The following is a 15242-nucleotide window of genomic DNA, read 5'->3' as shown; positions in this document are numbered from 1 at the left end:
CTGCTACCAGCCGCGGCTTTAAAAAGCCTCCCGGGACGGAGCGGGTCGCGGGGGCGCCGCGCGCCCCGTCCCGAGGTCGTCCGCCCCGAGGCCGGCGCCCTCACGCCGACGGGCGCTCGTCGTCCCACTCCGCGCGGCAGTCGTCGTCACAGAAGCGTCGCGTCTCGACGGCGTCGTCCGCCACCCACGTCACGACGCGCTGGCCGGCGCCGAGCACGGGGCGGTCACAGACCGCACACCGCGGGGCGGACTCCTCGTCCACGTCCTCTCCGAGATCGGAGGTCGGGTCTACCATACCCCCACTCCCGTCCGCGCGCACTTGAAACCGCGAAGGCCGGCAAGGTTTGGACTGTGGCGCTGTCCGCCGCTCTTACCCGTCCTCACCCGTCCTCGGCCGCCGGATGTGCCACCTCGTGGACCGCCTCGGCCGCCGGCGCCTCGACGACGTGCTCGCGCCCGTCGGGCCACCGGACCACCACGCGCTCGGGCGCCGCGCCGCCGAGCCCGAAATGCGCCACCGGCTCGGTCTGACAGAGGTAGCCGCTTCCCGCGTCGATCAGTCGTCGCTGGCTTCCGCGGTCGGTCTCCAGCCGGACGACGGCACCCCGCGCCGGCGCCCCGTAGCGGGTGGTCGGCGCCACCCGAAGCCACCCGTTCGCGGCCGCACCCGGCACCTCGTACACCGTGATCGGCTGGGCGGCCACCTCGCCGTGGACGACCAACAGCTCCAGTGCGCCGTCGCCGTCGAGGTCCGCGGCGACCGCCCCGGTTCCGAACCCGTCGGGCTCCGCGGCGTCGCCGGCGTCGAGACGGTGCCAGCGGGTGGTAGCTCCCGGATCCGCCTGCGGCGCCCGCGGGCCCGGACCGGCCGCCGGCTCCCGCGCGAACAGCCGGTTCGGCTCGCCCAGCGCGTTACAGAACAGCTCCTGGCGGCCGTCGTTGTCGAGGTCGGCGGCGACCACCGACCGGACGCTCCCGGCGCTCGCAAGCGAATCGGGGGCCACGTCGCGGTAGGTGGGCGCCGCCGTGCTTGCCGACGCGTCGCCGCCCCGCCTGAGCAGCCGGCTCTCCCCCTCCCAGTTGCCGAGCGCGATGGAGAACCCCTCGCGCCCCTCGTCGACGAGTGCGACCCCGCGCGCGTCGCCCGTCGGGTCGGCGAGCGCCGGCCCCGCGTCGACCGGAACGTAGTGGCCACGCTCGTTGCGGAACAGCCGGTTGGGGCCATCCTCGACGCCGACGAACAGGTCCATCCCGTCGCCGACGATGGGACCGGGAAGCAGCGACCGGCAGCCGCCGTTCACGTCGAGTCCGACGCTTTCGGCCATATCCGTGACCTCGCCGTCCTCGCCCACCTCGTAGTAGGCGACCGGTGCGCCGTAGCTGGCGACGGCGACGCCGTACCGCCCCGTCCCGAAGCGGTCGAGCACGGCCACCGACCGCCCCGCCCGGAAGTTGAGCCGGTCGGCGTTCACCGCCAGCGCGAACGCGTCCGTCCAGCGGTAGCGCTCCGACTCCAGCCGGTCGAGCAGCAGGTCGGTGTCGCCCGTGAGGCCGGCGTAGCTCGCGCAGTTGTGGACGTACACCTCCTCACAGCCGTCGGCGTCAAGGTCGGCTGCACAGACACCCATTCCGTGGCGGTCGCCGTCGGCAACGATCCCGCACGCGGTGTCGACGAAGCGCCCGTTTCGCCGAGCGTACAGCCGGTTGGGCTCGCCGTAGCCCGCGACGAACACGAGCGGGCCCTCCCGACCGGGGGTGACGCTCACCCCGTAGCCGCGCATCGGCGGCGCGCTCGAGAGGAGGCCGGCGGCGTCCCGTAACATGCCCTCCTCTCGCCGCTCAGCGAATATGAACGCACGGGTCAGCCGCGGGACGAGGGGCTTTTGCGTGTTGGCACGGCAGTACGGCTGAGACTCGTCGGAGTGGCGCCCTCAGAGTTCCTCGCGAATGATCCCGTCGATCCGCTCGACCCACGCCGGATCGTACGTCCAGACGCCCTTCCAGAGCCGGTCCTCGACCTCGACCGCAAGCAGGGCGATACCTCCCTCGATGGCTCGTTGGAGGTCGTCGTCGGCCGAGACGCGCTCGGCGCCGCCCTCGGGTCGAAAGACGACGAACCACGTGTCCGTGTAGTTCCGGGTTCGGCCCCCATGCACCGTCGCGCCGAGGTCCTCGGGGACCGCGTCCGGAACGCCGTACACGTGGGTGTCGACGCCGCGCGCGACGACCTCCTCGTACACCTCGCGAGTGCCCACCTCGTCCTCAAGCCGTGAGAGTCGCTGGAACGACGACCGGAGCGTCCCAGCGCCGGCCTCGGAGGCGGCCCGCTCGATGAACCGGGAGATCGTGATGAGAAGGAGTTTCTGCCGGTTCGACTCCGGATATCCGCGCAGCGTGAACACCGTCTCGGAGAGCCCGGTGAGCACGTCCGGCAGATCGAGGTCCGACAGCTCGCGTGCACCGGTGATGTAGAGGTCGGAGTTAACGAGGAGGATCGCCTCGACGAACTCGTCGAGTGTCGAGCTCGCGACGATTTTCCCCTCCTCGACGAGCAACACGAGATTCGAGATCGTGTCGGCGTCGTCAGTGCCGGGAGCGGCGGATGCGGTGTCACCGATAGCCGCCTCCACCAGCGCGTCCACGTCGAGGTCCGCCCCGCCGTCGCCGACCAACGCCTCGACCGTCTCCTGCCAGTTGCGGTCGTGGTCGCCGGCGCCATCGCGGTCGCCGGCGTTCCCGTAGCTCTCGTCGGTTTTGCGGTCCGAGATGTCGATCGCGCCCTCGCCGAACGTCTCGGCGAGCATGTTCCGGATCGGGTCCGGTTCGGTGCGGTTGACCACCACGATCGAGCGTTCGGCGGAGTCGAACGCGTCGATGAGCCGTACGAGCGTCACTGTCTCGTCATGCACACGAGAGACTGATAAACGCACGGGGGTGAGTCTCGCCGGTGGAAAGGGGGTTGTCGCGGCGGACCGCCGGCGCGTGCGAACGCCGCCCTCAGGCGTCGAGGGCGTCCGCGAGCAGCTGCAGCGGGTGTTCGATCTCGTAGCCGGTGCCGTGTTCCATCTGCATCGCGCAGGTGGGACACTCCGTCATGCCGACCTCGCCTTCGGCGTGCTCCATGTGGTCGAACATCTCCTCGCCGATCTCCATCGAGGTCTCGTACTTCTCGGCCTTCCAGCCGTAGGTGCCCGAGATGCCCGAACAGGAGTCGCCCACGTCCTCGACGTTGACGCCGTCCACGTCGCGGAACGTCTCGACGGCCTGGCGTTCGAGCCCCTGATTCCGTGCGTGACACGGCGCGTGGTAGGCGAACGCGCGCTCCTCGTCGAGCTCGGCGTCCGCGAGCGCCCCGGACAGGTCCTCGTGGATCCGGAGGTACTCCATCGCCTCGAAGGTGTGCTCGGCTACGTCCTCGATGCCGTGAATGTCGAACAGCTCGGGGTACTCCTGGCGGAGGCTCATCGAGCAGGAGGTACAGGAGGCGATCACGTCGGCACCCTCACCGATGGCGGCGACGAGCTCCTCGACGTTCGTCTCGGCGTGCCGGCGGGCGTCCTTCAACATTCCGTTGGCGAACATCGGGGTGCCCGAGCATTTCTGGGGCGGCACCATCACCTCGTAGCCGAAGTGCTCGAACACCCGGACGAACGCCTTGCCGACCTCCGGCGTGTTGTAGTTGGAGTAGCAGCCGTGGAAGTAGGCCACGCGCTTGTCCGGGTTCTCCACCTGCGCGCCGCCGCGCTCGCGCCACCACTCGCGGAACGTCTGGGTGGCGAACTCGGGGAACTCCCGTTCGCTCGTCACACCGAGGAGCTTCTCGCCGGCCCACATCGCGCCGGGAACCTTGGTCGCGGCGTTCGCCAGCCGCGGCACCTTGCTCGCGATGGCGGCGAAAAAGCGGTAGTTCGAGAGGATCCGGTTGCGGATGTACTCCCGCGAGAGCTTCTCCATCTGCTCTTCGACGAACTGCCCGCGCGCCTCGTTGTGCATCTGCGAGAGCGGCACGGAGGAGGGGCAGGCGTCGTCACAGCGCATGCAGTTCGAGCAGGACGTGATCGACTCGTCGATCTCGGTGTCGTCCTTCCGCTTGAGCCGCCACTGCTCGGGCCCCTGGAACTTCGGCCCGGGGAACTCGTCGTCCACCTCCGCCACCGGACAGCTGGTGTCACAGGAGGTGCACTTGTAACAGGAGTCGGCGCCGTCCCGGAGGTCGAGCTCGCCGCCCGGGAACACGTCGACCGGGTCGTAGGCGTCCGGGTCGAGCGCGTCGTTCTCCGGCGGCGCGGCCGACGCGCTCCCGCCGTCGGTGGCGGCGGTCGCCGGTTCCGCCGGTTTCGCCGTCGTCCCGCCCGTGTCAACTCCGCTCTCTTCCTCCTCCGCATCCGGCACGAAGATCGCCGGCTGCTCGTCGCGGCCGAGCGTCGGCACCCCGGGCTCGCCGCGGCCCTCAGTCGGGGCCGTCGATTGGTCGTTCGCCTCCTCGCCGCCGTCGGTGGTGTCGTTCGGGTGTGTCATCGGGTCGCCTCCGTGGTTGTCTCGTCGCCTGCCTGCGCCGCGCGCGCCGCCTCCCGCCCGGCCACGAGGCCGGTTGCCAGCGAGACGCCGCTGGCGGACTTCTCGCGGGCCACGTCCGCGCCGCCGACCACGCTGCCGGCCGCGAAGACGTTCGGATGTTCCGGGTCGCCGTTCGGCCCCGTCGGCCGTCCCTGTTCGTCGATCCGCACGCCGAAGCGCGCGTACGGCTGGTCACCGAACGCGTCGTCGACGAACCAGTCGTACCGGCTCTCCGGTTGCGGGACGTGCAGGTCGAGGACGGGCTCGCGCACGCCCCCGCGGTCGGAGTCGAGCCCCTTCCCGACGAGCCCGCCGGTCGCGAGCACGACCGTGTCGGCTGCATACGGCACGTGGCTCCCCTTGCGGTCGACGAGGAGATCGGTCACGCGACCGTTCTCGTCCGTCGTCGCGTCGACGACCGGCACGCCCGTCTCGAAGTCGACGCCCTCCGTGTCCAGCGCCTCGTACAGCAGATCCTCCAGCCGGAGTCCCGGAAGGCTGGGCGGTCCCATCGGGATCTCGAACACCTCGGCGCCGAGCCGGTCGGAAAGGTCCGCTCGGACCTCCGCGGCGTGGTCGTCCCCGAGGAACGCCGGGAAGCCGACGCGCTCGACGCGAGAGATTCCACCCTCGCCGTCGGTCGCATCGTGGAGGTGCGGCCCGACGGCGCGCGCGAGCGCCTCGCGAGCCGGCTTGCCGTCGATCGGCTCGTCGCGGTCCAGCGCCCGCGCAAAGCGGGTGATCTTCGCGTCCGACCGAAACGCCTCCGCGAACTCGACCTCGGCGCCCGCCACCTCGAACGGCACGCCGGCGTCGCGAAGGCGGTTCGCGACCTGCGTGGCGTCGTACTCCGTCAGCGACCGGAACCCGACGACGAGGGTCGGTCGGTCGTCACTGGCGAGCCCGGCCGAAGACCCTCGGGGATACCGGGCCGTCGGCTTCACCGTCCCCCCGAACGTGGGCACGAGGGCGTTGGCGTCGGTGTGGCTGCCGAGGTAGGCGTCGCCCACGAGGTCGTCGAACAGCGCCAGCCCCTCGCGGAGCGCGTCGGGGCCCAGCACGCGGTACGGGTGGTCCTCCGGAAGACGCTCGATCGCGTCGAACGGGTCCGCGAGAGGCCCTTCGGGGTCGGGCCACTCGTCGGGGTCCACCCCTCTCCCGGCCGTCGGCGGTCCCTCGCGGAGGGGCTTTGCGGGCTCCGTCGGCGGGACGTAGCCGAGCGCGTCCACGAGGCCGGAGGCCTGCCGAAGCGTGCTCGCCTTGTGTGAGACCAGCCGGACGTGTGCCCCCTCTCGGGCCGCGGAGACCGCGGCGGCGATGCCTGCCATGCCGCCACCCGCCACCAGCACGTCGCTTTCTATCGCCACGAGTCACCTCCGTCGGTCGCGGCGCGGTCGGGGGTGGAACCGCCCTCCGCGTCCTCCGCCGGCGGCCCCGCGTCGAACGCGGAAAAGTCAACGTCGTCGTCGAGCTCGGCGGGGTCGCCGTCGCGGTTCATCGTGGTGCCGTGGAGCAGGTGGTTGAGCATCGCCTGTGAGAGCTGCCGGCCCCACAGCGCGTGGCGCTGGCCCTTCCAGCGCTCCTGGTAGAGCTCCAGCTCGGCGTCGCGTGCGACCGGCTCCGGGTACTCGCGAGCGAGCTCGCTCGCGATCCGGTGGGTGCAGAAGCCGCCCTGACAGTTCCCCATCGACGCGCGGGTGCGAAGCCGGACCGCGTTGAGGTCGGCGCCGGCGTCGTCGATGCCGTCGCGCAGCTCCGCGCGGGTGACGCCCTCGCACTCGCAGACGACGGGGTTCGGCTCGTTCGTCGCCAGCACGTCGTCGGCGCGGGAGCCGAGCCGCTGGACGGAGCGGCGTCCGATGGGCGACCGCAGGCCGAACTCGTCCATGTAGTCGCGCAGCACGGAGAAATCGTCCGAGCCGGGAAGCGGGTTCTCGGCGGTGTCACACGCCGCCTCGTGGTCGAGCTTCTCGCAGACGTGGTCGGCGATGGACTCGGCCATCATCCGGTAGGTGGTGAGCTTGCCGCCGACGATGGTCGTCATGCCGGGGAGGTCGTCGCGGTCGTCGTGGTCGAGCAGAAAGTAGTCGCGGGTGATGTCGGTGGGGTCCTCCGTGCCGGTGCCCGGCGGCTCGTAGAGGGGGCGGACGCCCCAGAACGACCGGAGCGTCCGGGCGTCCTTGAGGGCGGGGACGAGCTTCGACAGCTCCTCGATCATCAGGTCGACCTCCCACTCCTCCTCGGGGTAGTCCTCGGGGTCGGACACCTCCTCGTCGGTCGTGCCGAGGATGCAGGCCGTCTCGTGGGGGACGACGATGTCGGCGTCGCCCTTCGGCTGACAGCGGTTGATGACGGTGTCGACCTGTCGGACGTTCATCACCGTCATCACGCCCTTGGAGGGGCGAACCGCCACGTCGACGCCCGCCATCTCACCGAGTTGGCCCGCCCACGCGCCGGTCGCGTTGACGATGTGCCGGGCGCGAATCCGCTCGCGCTCGCCGGCCGTTTGCGTGTCCGATCCCTGCTTGCCCGGGCCGTCGCCGTGTTCGATCTCGACGCCGACGATCTCGTCGTCCTCGACCAGCACGTCGACGACCTCCGCGTGGGTGGCGATCCGGGCGCCGTGCTCCTTGGCGTCGGCGGCGTTCGCCACGCAGAGCCGGAAGGGGTCGACGGCGGCGTCCGGGAGGACGATCGCCTTGTCGATGTCGCGTGCGAGGTAGGGCTCGCGCCGGCGGGCCTCCTCGCCGTCGATCACCTCGACTGGGATGTCGCAGGCGCGACAGCCCTCCAGCTTCTCCTGAAAGTACTCCTCGGAGTCCTCCGGGCGTTTCACGAACATCCCGCCGGTCTCCTCGACGCAGTGGCCGGCGATCTCCCGGACGACGCGGTTCTCCTCGATGCACTCACGCGCACTCTTTTGGTCGGAGACCGCGTACCGGCCGCCCGAGTGGAGCAACCCGTGCATCCGGCCCGTCGTTCCGTGCGTCAGGTTCCCCTTCTCGACGAGGACCGTGTCGAGCCCTCGCCTCGCGAGATCCCTGACGACGCCGCATCCGGTCGATCCCCCGCCGACCACGACGACGTCCACCTCCGTGTTCATGGATGGCGGTTGGGAGCGCGGGCACTTTACTTTACCTCTCATCCTAGACCAACAGTAACTATCTGAATCGATCATCGTATGGTGCAGGCGCCTCACCCTTTATTCCGCGATAGGAGGCGCACTATCGTTTCAGAAAAGTGAGTTATACAGATAGTTTTAAATGAATGTCCACTATCTTCACGAACGAAGCGGAGGTACCCGTGAAGATACGTCGTGGTGCGCTCGGCGCCGAGCCGGACGAGGCTCTGCATGGTCCCGTGACGGCGTCGCGCCGGCGCTCGCCGGACGCCGCGTCCGGACCCGACGACGGCTGCCACCGCGGGAGGGATCCAACACATGACAGAATACGTCGGAGCGATCGACCAGGGGACGACAGGAACGCGCTTTATGGTGTTCGACCACAGCGGCCAGGTGGTTGCGAACGCCTACGAGAAACACGAACAGGTGTATCCGGAGCCCGGCTGGGTCGAACACGACGCGACCGAGATCTGGGTGAACACGAAAGACGTGATCCAGAAGGCGCTCTCGCGGGCCGACATCAGCCCGGACGAGCTCGCCGCGCTCGGCGTCACGAACCAGCGCGAGACGACCGTGCTCTGGGACGCCGAGACCGGCCGGCCGGTCCACAACGCCATCGTCTGGCAGGACCGCCGAACCACGGACCGCGTCGAGGATCTGCAGGAGGACGGCTGGGAGGAGCCGATCCGCGAGAAAACCGGCCTGGAGGTCGACGCCTACTTCTCCGCGACGAAAGCCGAGTGGCTGCTGGAGAACTCCGATCCGATCAAGCTCCAGCGCTCCCGGCCCGCGGACATCGAGGAGCGCGCCGCCGAGGGCGAGATCCTCTTCGGCACCATCGACACGTGGCTCATCTGGAAGCTCACGGGCAACCACATCACGGACGTGACGAACGCCTCCCGGACGATGCTGTACAACATCCGGGACGCCGAGTGGGACGACGAGCTCCTCGAGGAGTTCGACGTCCCCGAGGAAATGCTGCCCGAGGTCCGACCCTCCTCCGACGAGGAGACGTACGGTAGCACGGACGCCGAGGGCTTCCTCGGCGCCGAGGTGCCCGTCGCCGGCGCGCTCGGCGACCAGCAGGCCGCGCTGTTCGGCCAGACCTGCTTCGACGCCGGCGACGCGAAAAACACCTACGGCACGGGGAGCTTCTTCCTGATGAACACCGGCGAGGAGGCCGTCGCGTCCGACCACGGCCTGCTCACCACCATCGGGTTCCAGCGCTCGGGCGAGCCGATCCAGTACGCGCTGGAGGGCTCCATCTTCGTCACCGGCGCCGCCATCGAGTGGCTGGAGGACATCGACCTCATCGAGGACGCCGCCCAGACCGAGGAGCTGGCTCGGCAGGTGGACTCCACCGACGGCGTCTACTTCGTCCCGGCGTTCACGGGACTTGGCGCCCCCCACTGGGACCAGCGCGCCCGCGCCACCATCGTCGGGATGACCCGCGGGACGGAGAAGTCCCACATCGTGCGGGCGACGCTGGAGTCGATCGCCTTCCAGACCCGCGACGTGGCCGAGGCGATGGTGCAGGACGCCGACATCGACCTCAACAGTCTCCGCGTGGACGGCGGGGCGGTGAAGAACAACTTCCTCTGTCAGCTGCAGGCCGACATCATGGACACGGAGATCGTCCGCCCGGAGGTCGACGAGACGACCGCGCTCGGCTCGGCGTACGCCGCCGGCCTCGCGGTCGGCTACTGGGAGACGCTCGACGAGCTGCGCGACAACTGGCAGATCGACCGCGAGTTCGAGCCCTCCGACGAGCGCGACGACATCGACGAGCGCTACGGCCGCTGGGGCGAGGCGGTCGAGCGCGCGAAAGACTGGGCTCGTGACGACGGCGGTGAGTGAAGATGGCGCTGGAACTCCTCGCGGAGGCTGCCGTCGCCGGCGACCTGTTGGCACAGTCCGGCTACAATCCCGGCGATCCGACCGACGTGATCGAGAGCCTCACCGACCCCGCGATCCTGCTCGGCGCGATCGCGGGCGGCGCGTTCGGCGCCGCACTCGGTGCGCTGCCCGCGTTCGTCTTCACGGGCTTTCTCGTGTTGGCGGGGTCGCTGGGAGGCGGCGGATTCGGCGTCGACGTCGGGTTCGGTCCCGTCTTCGGGCCACACATCTCCTTTGCGGGGGGTGCCGCCGCAGCCGGCTACGCCTCCAAGAAGGGGTATATGGAGTCGGGCTTCGACTACCATAACGCCAAGGACATCAGCACCGCGCTCGGGAGCAAGCCGGACATCCTCGCGGTGGGTGCGGCGTTCGGTCTCTTCGGCGTCCTCATCGAGCAGATCTCCCGCCAGCTCGCGCTCCCGGTGGACCCCATTCCGGTGTCCATCATCGTCAGCGCGTTCGTTGTGCGTGCCGTCTTCGGCTACAGCATCGTCGGTGATGTCAGCGAGAAGGCGAACGGCTACTTCGACATGGGGCCGTTCGAGCGCGGCGAGCACCGCGGGGAGGGAACGTCGGTCGTCGGCGACGGCGACATGGACGGTTCCGACCGCCTCGCCGTCGAGCCGTGGCTTCCGAACATGTACAAGTGGACACACGTCGCCGCGATCGGCTTCTTCGCCGGGCTCGCCGCCGCCGTCATCACCCACAACATGGTCGCGGCTGGCCACGGGAACATCGCCGTGTTCGCCGGGTTCGGATTCAGCGCAGCGTCGCTGATCTTCCTCAACCTCGGCGTCGAGAAGATCCCGGTTACTCACCACATGACGCTGGGCGGCGCAACTGCGTTCCTTGCGGTGTGGGAGGGTGGCATCGTGGAGCTAACCGGCGTCGACCCCTCCGCACCGCTGGTGTTCGGCGCCGGCGGCGCGCTGCTGTTCGGCGCCGTCTTCGGCGTGTTCGCCGCGCTCGTCGGCGAGGCGAGCCAGCGCGTGTTCTACGCGCACGGTGACACCCACTGGGACCCGCCCGCCGCGGCCATCATCGTCTGGTCGCTCGCGCTCGGGCTGCTGGTCGTCGCCGGACTCCTGGAGTGGGCCGTCTGGATCCCCGGAACGGGGCTGTAGACGCCCGACCCACCGATTTCGTTTTTTAGCAAACACACTCACCGATTTTTCCATACATGACGCACGCAACAGGCTGCGACGGCGACTCACGTTCAGGCCGGGAGCAGCCGCGAGACGACGAGGTAGCCGACAACCGCGGTGACGGCGGCGACGCTCCCAGCGGTCGCCGGCTCCGCGGACAGCCATCGTGCGACGAGCGCGACGACGCCAGTGGCGAACAGCCCGACCCCGGCCGCCCCGTGGTGATAGCCGCCGGCGGTGTCGTGCGTCCGCAGCGCGGTCGGGTCGGCAGCCTCGACGAGTCGGACCCCGAGCCACAGCGAGCCGAATCGGGCGCCGATCCCGACGGCGACCGCGGCGATGGAGACGAACTGCACCTCGCCGACTGCGACGTGGCCGGCGCCGAACGCCAGCAGCGTCGCGACCACCGCGACTGCTTTGCTCCGATTGTCGACGCGCGAAAGCGCCACGGTCGACGATTCACGCGATGTCGATCCCGGAGACTCACCCGGGGAGTCGGCGGACATACGGAAGCGTGGCGGTTCGAGCGTGGTATAGGTTTCCATGGACTGAGCGCCGGCGGTGGCAGCGGGGGGTCTTTAAACGGGACGAACTCCTGGATGGGACATGAGAGAGCAACTCGGGCTGGAGCGTCGCGATGTGCGGAATCTGTTGGTCGTCGTCGTGATCGTGGGGGTGCTGGCGGCGGTGACGACCGCAGGACCGCTCGGGGTCCGGGTCGCCGTCGGCGCCGTCGCCGGCCTCATCAGCGGTATCGTCTTCAGTATCACCACACTGATCATCGATCGCGTGAAGCCGGACCACTGGTAGGATCGGCAACGAGAGGGGCACACACAACGATGTTCGGGAGAACTGTCGCGGAACAGGCTCCGTGGCACCTTTATCCCCGTACCACGGAGGCGGGAGCGTGAACATCGACGACCGCATCGAGAGACGCCTCGGGTTCGGCGGCGACAGCAGCGTCGTCACCGACCTCGACGCCGTCTCCCCGGTCGTTCATCCGCCCGAGCCGACGGGACGCGGTCCCCACGTCGAGCGCCTACTGGACGCGCTCGATCCGGCGTTCGCGGGGTCGCTCCCGCCGACGTGCTACATTCACGGCCCCAAGGGTGGCGGGAAAAGCGCCGTCGTCTCCGCGCTGTTCGACCAGCTTGCGGAGCACGGCGGCCACCGGCGGCAGGCGATCCGGACGACGACACGGGCGGCGGATCCGACCCTTCCCGCGTTCGTCCACGTCGACGCACGGACCGCTCCCACGCGATTCCGCGTGTATCACGACGCGCTGGCGGGACTCCGTGAGGGGCCGGTGCCGGACCACGGCGTGGGCACCGACGAGCTCCAAACGTCGCTCGCCGACGCGGTTCGTGATGCCGGCGACGCGGTGGTCGCCGTCGACCACGTGGGCGAACCGTCGACGCCGGACGCGGCGACCGTCGTCGAGTGGCTGGCCGACGCGAGCGACCGGATCGTCCCGGTGTGTCTCGGTCGGGACCCGCCCGAGGAGCTGGCGTGGGACCCGGAGCGAACGGTGTCGTTCGAGCGCTATCGGCGGCATGCGCTGGTGGAGCTGGTCGCCGCCCGGGCCTCCAACGGGCTCGCCCGCGAAGCGCTCACGCACGACCAGGTTCGCGAGATCGCCGAGTGGGCCGACGGGGACGCTCACGACGCGCTCGCGGCGACGTTCGGCGCGGCGGTGTGTGCCGAGCGCGACGGCTCCGCGACCGTGCGTCCCGACGACCTCGACGCCGGCATCGACGCCGTGCCGAAGCCCTGCGTGCCGCTGGGTCGCGTGCTCGCGCTGCCGGAGAGTCGCCGACGGCTGCTGTACGTGCTGGTGTCGCTGTCCGAGGAGGACCGCGCGTCGGTGAAAGCCGCGACGGAGGCGATCGCCGCCGACCATCGGGTGGATCTCTCGGCGTCAACCGTGCGACGGGTGCTGTACGAGCTGGCCGATCAGGGGCTGCTCGACCGCGTGACCGTCGAGAAGACCGACGGAAAGGGGCGGCCGCCGAGCCGGCTCGTTCCCCGGTTCCCCACGCTGGCGTTCCGCGAGTTGTTCGAGCGTGACCGTTGAACAGGGGATCAGGGAGACCCCTGCGAGTCCTCCTCCGGTCGAGCGGAAGACAATTTGCCCCGGCCCGACTTGGCCCCGATATGGTGCCGCCGCTGGTCCTCGACATCGACGGGACGCTGACGACGCCCGACCACCGGATCGACAGTCGCGTGTTCGAGCTGCTGCCGAACTGGGACGCGCCGGTCGTGCTGGCAACCGGGAAGGCGTTCCCCTACCCCGTCGCGCTCGCCCACTTTCTGGGGCTTCCCGAGGTCGTGATCGCCGAGAACGGCGGCGTGGTGTACGCCGACGGCGACACGACGCTGGCGGGCGACCCCGACGCCTGCTGGGCGGTCGCCGAGACGTTCGTCGAGAGGGGCGGCGACCTCGGCTGGGGAACGCGCAGCACGGTGAACCGGTGGCGCGAGACGGAGGTGGCGGTGTCGATGGACGCCGACGAGGCGCTGCTTCGGGAGATCGCCGAGGCCGCCGGCGTCGAGGTCGTCGACACCGGCTACGCCTTCCACCTCAAGTCGCCGGGTGTCAACAAAGGCGCCGGGCTGGAGATCGTCGCCGAGGAGCTCCGCGTCGAGCCGGACGCGTTCGTCGCCATCGGCGACAGCGAGAACGACGTCTCCACCTTCGAGACCGCCGGCGAGTCGTACGCGGTGTCGAATGCGGATGCGGCGGCGAAGGAAGCCGCCGACCACGTGCTCGAACGGGAGTACATGGACGGAACTGCGTCGGTGCTCGACGCGCTGCTTGCGGGGGAGGACCCCGCGAACACTGTCTGAACATCGGGACCCCCCGTTGGCTGGGTCGATCCGAAGTAGGTGGCTGCTACTCGGCTGCCGATTCGGATTCGGGAGGATCACCGCCGCGGACCAGGTAGACGTACACGTATGCACCGAGGAGGGAGATGACGGCCCAGATCCCGATCCAGCGAAGCTGTGTCGTCGGGTCCGGCGGCGACAGCAGGGCGGCCGCGATGAAGCCGACGATCAGGAGCCTGACCGTCACCGTCACGAACGCCAGCCGGGCTGGCGACCCGAGCGGCGCCCAGTCCGCGAGAAAGAGGGCGTAGTAGCCGAGGAGCACGCCAAACGCGGCGAGGGTGCCGGCGACGAAGCCGAGACCGCCGGCGACGGCGGCGCCGACGGTCGGTAGCACCGCCTCGTAGAACACACCCACAACGACTAGTCCGGCCATCAGCGCCAGAGAGATCGTGGCGAGATTGACGAGATAGCCGGGCCCCTCACGCGACATGATCGGACCTGTCGCCGAGGCAAGTTAAAGGAGTGGCCGACGGTCAGGCGTCGACGTTCTCGGCGCGCCACTCCGCGAACGCCGGGAGAATGTCGGTCTCGTCGAAGCGCTCGATGCAGGGCACGTCGTAGGGGTGAGTGTCCTCGACGGCGGCGACGAGGTCGGCGTAGGCGTCGGCAGTCGTCTTCGCGAGGAGGATCCGCTCGTCGTCGCTCACGACCTCGCCCTCCCAGCGGTAGACGGAGTCGCATTCGAGGGTGTTGACACAGGCGGCCAGCCGGCGCTCGACGAGCAACTCGGCGAGCTCACTGGCGGCGTCCGGCGGTGCGGTGATAAGGGCGGTTGGCATTGGGGGATCGCTGGGGACAGTCGGACTACTCCTCGAAGGGGACGAACGTGCCGTTGACGTCCCACTCGTGGATGCAGTAGACGTCGCCGGCGTCGTCGGCGACCCGCCACGCCTCGGCGTCGTCGTCCCACTGCTCCGCGCGGCCACAGCGTTCGCAGGTGCGCTCGGTCGGCGGGGTGATCGTGATGCTCATATCCCACAGAGGGCGACGCGCCTAAAAAAGGGTGACGGCGGAGGCGGCGTTCGCGTCGTTGGGACCCGATCCGTTCCCGACGGTGTTCGGTCGTTTGCCGTCCTCCGTCCGGTGCCCGGTGCTCGGCGACCGCCATCGCGTGTCGGGCCGCGCCCATCGACGCCCGGAGTCCGTCAGTGTCGTACCACTCGTCGCTCGTCGCGTCGATGGCGTCCGCATCGAGGGGGTCGCCGTGCACGGCGAATCCGGAAGTTCGCGTCCATGCGGAACGGCAGTCTCCCGGTGACCGTCATCGTTCGAGTGGCGTGTGGGCGCCCCTCGCCGGACGATGTTGCCCAATCACCGAGCGATCCGGAGGAAAACTGCCGAAGTCCAATATAAGGGCATTCATATGACAATAATATATTCAGGGAAGCGTTTTTCCCTTCGCGTGTGGGAGTAGTTAGCATGACCCCGACCCACAACGAGATCGACCCGTACAGTCCGTCGAACGGCTACTTCGAGTGTCTTGACTGCGGCCATCGCGAGAGCGGCGTCGAGCGGCTCGCGGACTGCCCGGAGTGCGCCGGCGAGGTTCGCAACATCGCCGTCGCGCGCGAGTGAGCCTCCGGCGGCCCTTCCTGGTAACCTCGTTCCGCGTTCTTCCGTCCGTCCGGCGCGTC

General features: G+C 69.6%; 16 protein-coding genes. 6 read left to right on the top strand and 10 right to left on the bottom strand.

The window, feature by feature from the left end; translation table 11 throughout:
• Positions 1-100: 100 nt before the first annotated feature.
• The 6 genes from ACYQ07_RS01155 to glpA form a co-directional block, all read right to left on the bottom strand.
• On the bottom strand, positions 101-295 hold the full coding sequence (locus tag ACYQ07_RS01155) for a DUF7576 family protein (protein WP_459876219.1): 195 nt from the start codon (positions 293-295) through the stop codon (positions 101-103).
• An 85-nt stretch (positions 296-380) separates the two neighbouring features.
• Positions 381-1823 (bottom strand): CRTAC1 family protein, encoded by a 1443-nt coding sequence (locus ACYQ07_RS01150; RefSeq protein WP_459876216.1) that lies wholly within the window; start codon positions 1821-1823, stop codon positions 381-383.
• A gap of 108 nt (positions 1824-1931) precedes the next feature.
• Positions 1932-2894 carry a hypothetical protein gene (locus ACYQ07_RS01145; protein WP_459876213.1) on the bottom strand — a complete coding sequence of 321 codons (963 nt, stop codon included), beginning with the start codon at positions 2892-2894 and terminating at the stop codon, positions 1932-1934.
• Positions 2895-2997: 103 nt separating this feature from the next.
• Positions 2998-4518, bottom strand: a complete 1521-nt coding sequence (locus ACYQ07_RS01140) for an anaerobic glycerol-3-phosphate dehydrogenase subunit C (RefSeq protein ID WP_459876211.1) — start codon at positions 4516-4518, stop codon at positions 2998-3000.
• Positions 4515-5924, bottom strand: a complete 1410-nt coding sequence (gene glpB / locus ACYQ07_RS01135; RefSeq protein ID WP_459876209.1) for a glycerol-3-phosphate dehydrogenase subunit GlpB — start codon at positions 5922-5924, stop codon at positions 4515-4517. The genes ACYQ07_RS01140 and glpB overlap by 4 nt, the downstream gene beginning before the upstream one ends.
• Entirely contained in the window at positions 5915-7660 is a 1746-nt protein-coding gene (gene glpA, locus ACYQ07_RS01130) for an anaerobic glycerol-3-phosphate dehydrogenase subunit GlpA (protein ID WP_459876207.1), read from the bottom strand. The genes glpB and glpA overlap by 10 nt, the downstream gene beginning before the upstream one ends.
• A gap of 336 nt (positions 7661-7996) precedes the next feature.
• Between glpA and glpK the strand changes: the two genes are divergently transcribed.
• Complete coding sequence (gene glpK, locus ACYQ07_RS01125; protein WP_459876205.1) at positions 7997-9535, top strand: glycerol kinase GlpK; 1539 nt, start codon at positions 7997-7999, stop codon at positions 9533-9535.
• A gap of 2 nt (positions 9536-9537) precedes the next feature.
• Positions 9538-10698 (top strand): DUF7973 family transport facilitator, encoded by a 1161-nt coding sequence (locus ACYQ07_RS01120; protein ID WP_459876203.1) that lies wholly within the window; start codon positions 9538-9540, stop codon positions 10696-10698.
• Positions 10699-10790: 92 nt separating this feature from the next.
• Here the strand turns inward: ACYQ07_RS01120 and ACYQ07_RS01115 are convergent, their stop codons facing one another.
• Positions 10791-11225, bottom strand: coding sequence for a hypothetical protein (locus ACYQ07_RS01115; RefSeq protein WP_459876200.1), 435 nt, complete (start codon positions 11223-11225; stop codon positions 10791-10793).
• Between the two features lie 100 nt (positions 11226-11325).
• Between ACYQ07_RS01115 and ACYQ07_RS01110 the strand changes: the two genes are divergently transcribed.
• The 3 genes from ACYQ07_RS01110 to ACYQ07_RS01100 all read left to right on the top strand — a co-directional run bounded on the left by ACYQ07_RS01110 (position 11326) and on the right by ACYQ07_RS01100 (position 13566).
• A complete protein-coding gene (locus tag ACYQ07_RS01110; protein ID WP_459876197.1) occupies positions 11326-11529 on the top strand; it encodes a hypothetical protein in 204 nt (67 codons plus the stop codon).
• A 97-nt stretch (positions 11530-11626) separates the two neighbouring features.
• Positions 11627-12793, top strand: a complete 1167-nt coding sequence (locus ACYQ07_RS01105) for a Cdc6/Cdc18 family protein (protein ID WP_459876194.1) — start codon at positions 11627-11629, stop codon at positions 12791-12793.
• 80 nt (positions 12794-12873) lie between these two features.
• A complete protein-coding gene (locus tag ACYQ07_RS01100; protein WP_459876191.1) occupies positions 12874-13566 on the top strand; it encodes a phosphoglycolate phosphatase in 693 nt (230 codons plus the stop codon).
• A 46-nt stretch (positions 13567-13612) separates the two neighbouring features.
• Here ACYQ07_RS01100 and ACYQ07_RS01095 read toward each other — a convergent pair whose 3' ends face one another.
• From ACYQ07_RS01095 to ACYQ07_RS01085, 3 genes are read right to left on the bottom strand one after another with little or no spacing between them, the layout of a single operon-like run.
• Complete coding sequence (locus tag ACYQ07_RS01095) at positions 13613-14038, bottom strand: hypothetical protein (protein WP_459876189.1); 426 nt, start codon at positions 14036-14038, stop codon at positions 13613-13615.
• A gap of 43 nt (positions 14039-14081) precedes the next feature.
• Positions 14082-14387, bottom strand: a complete 306-nt coding sequence (gene cutA, locus ACYQ07_RS01090; protein ID WP_459876186.1) for a divalent-cation tolerance protein CutA — start codon at positions 14385-14387, stop codon at positions 14082-14084.
• Between the two features lie 25 nt (positions 14388-14412).
• Positions 14413-14580 (bottom strand): HEWD family protein, encoded by a 168-nt coding sequence (locus ACYQ07_RS01085; RefSeq protein ID WP_459876184.1) that lies wholly within the window; start codon positions 14578-14580, stop codon positions 14413-14415.
• A gap of 447 nt (positions 14581-15027) precedes the next feature.
• On the opposite strand from ACYQ07_RS01085, the gene ACYQ07_RS01080 reads away from it, so the two are divergent.
• Complete coding sequence (locus tag ACYQ07_RS01080) at positions 15028-15183, top strand: rubrerythrin-like domain-containing protein (protein WP_459876181.1); 156 nt, start codon at positions 15028-15030, stop codon at positions 15181-15183.
• Positions 15184-15242: the final 59 nt, after the last annotated feature.

This window comes from Halorubrum gandharaense, assembly GCF_054654575.1.
The sequence above is the reverse complement of the archived record's forward strand: the minus strand, read 5'-3'. Positions and strand labels throughout refer to the sequence as shown.

Excerpts from the sequence above, each read along its gene's own strand:
- ACYQ07_RS01155 (WP_459876219.1), bottom strand. The coding sequence starts at position 295 with ATGGTAGACCCGACCTCCGATCTCGGAGAGGACGTGGACGAGGAGTCC.
- ACYQ07_RS01150 (WP_459876216.1), bottom strand. The coding sequence starts at position 1,823 with ATGTTACGGGACGCCGCCGGCCTCCTCTCGAGCGCGCCGCCGATGCGC.
- ACYQ07_RS01140 (WP_459876211.1), bottom strand. The coding sequence starts at position 4,518 with ATGACACACCCGAACGACACCACCGACGGCGGCGAGGAGGCGAACGAC.
- glpA (WP_459876207.1), bottom strand. The coding sequence starts at position 7,660 with ATGAACACGGAGGTGGACGTCGTCGTGGTCGGCGGGGGATCGACCGGA.
- glpK (WP_459876205.1), top strand. The coding sequence starts at position 7,997 with ATGACAGAATACGTCGGAGCGATCGACCAGGGGACGACAGGAACGCGC.
- ACYQ07_RS01120 (WP_459876203.1), top strand. The coding sequence starts at position 9,538 with ATGGCGCTGGAACTCCTCGCGGAGGCTGCCGTCGCCGGCGACCTGTTG.
- ACYQ07_RS01115 (WP_459876200.1), bottom strand. The coding sequence starts at position 11,225 with ATGTCCGCCGACTCCCCGGGTGAGTCTCCGGGATCGACATCGCGTGAA.
- ACYQ07_RS01110 (WP_459876197.1), top strand. The coding sequence starts at position 11,326 with ATGAGAGAGCAACTCGGGCTGGAGCGTCGCGATGTGCGGAATCTGTTG.
- ACYQ07_RS01100 (WP_459876191.1), top strand. The coding sequence starts at position 12,874 with ATGGTGCCGCCGCTGGTCCTCGACATCGACGGGACGCTGACGACGCCC.
- ACYQ07_RS01095 (WP_459876189.1), bottom strand. The coding sequence starts at position 14,038 with ATGTCGCGTGAGGGGCCCGGCTATCTCGTCAATCTCGCCACGATCTCT.
- cutA (WP_459876186.1), bottom strand. The coding sequence starts at position 14,387 with ATGCCAACCGCCCTTATCACCGCACCGCCGGACGCCGCCAGTGAGCTC.
- ACYQ07_RS01085 (WP_459876184.1), bottom strand. The coding sequence starts at position 14,580 with ATGAGCATCACGATCACCCCGCCGACCGAGCGCACCTGCGAACGCTGT.
- ACYQ07_RS01080 (WP_459876181.1), top strand. The coding sequence starts at position 15,028 with ATGACCCCGACCCACAACGAGATCGACCCGTACAGTCCGTCGAACGGC.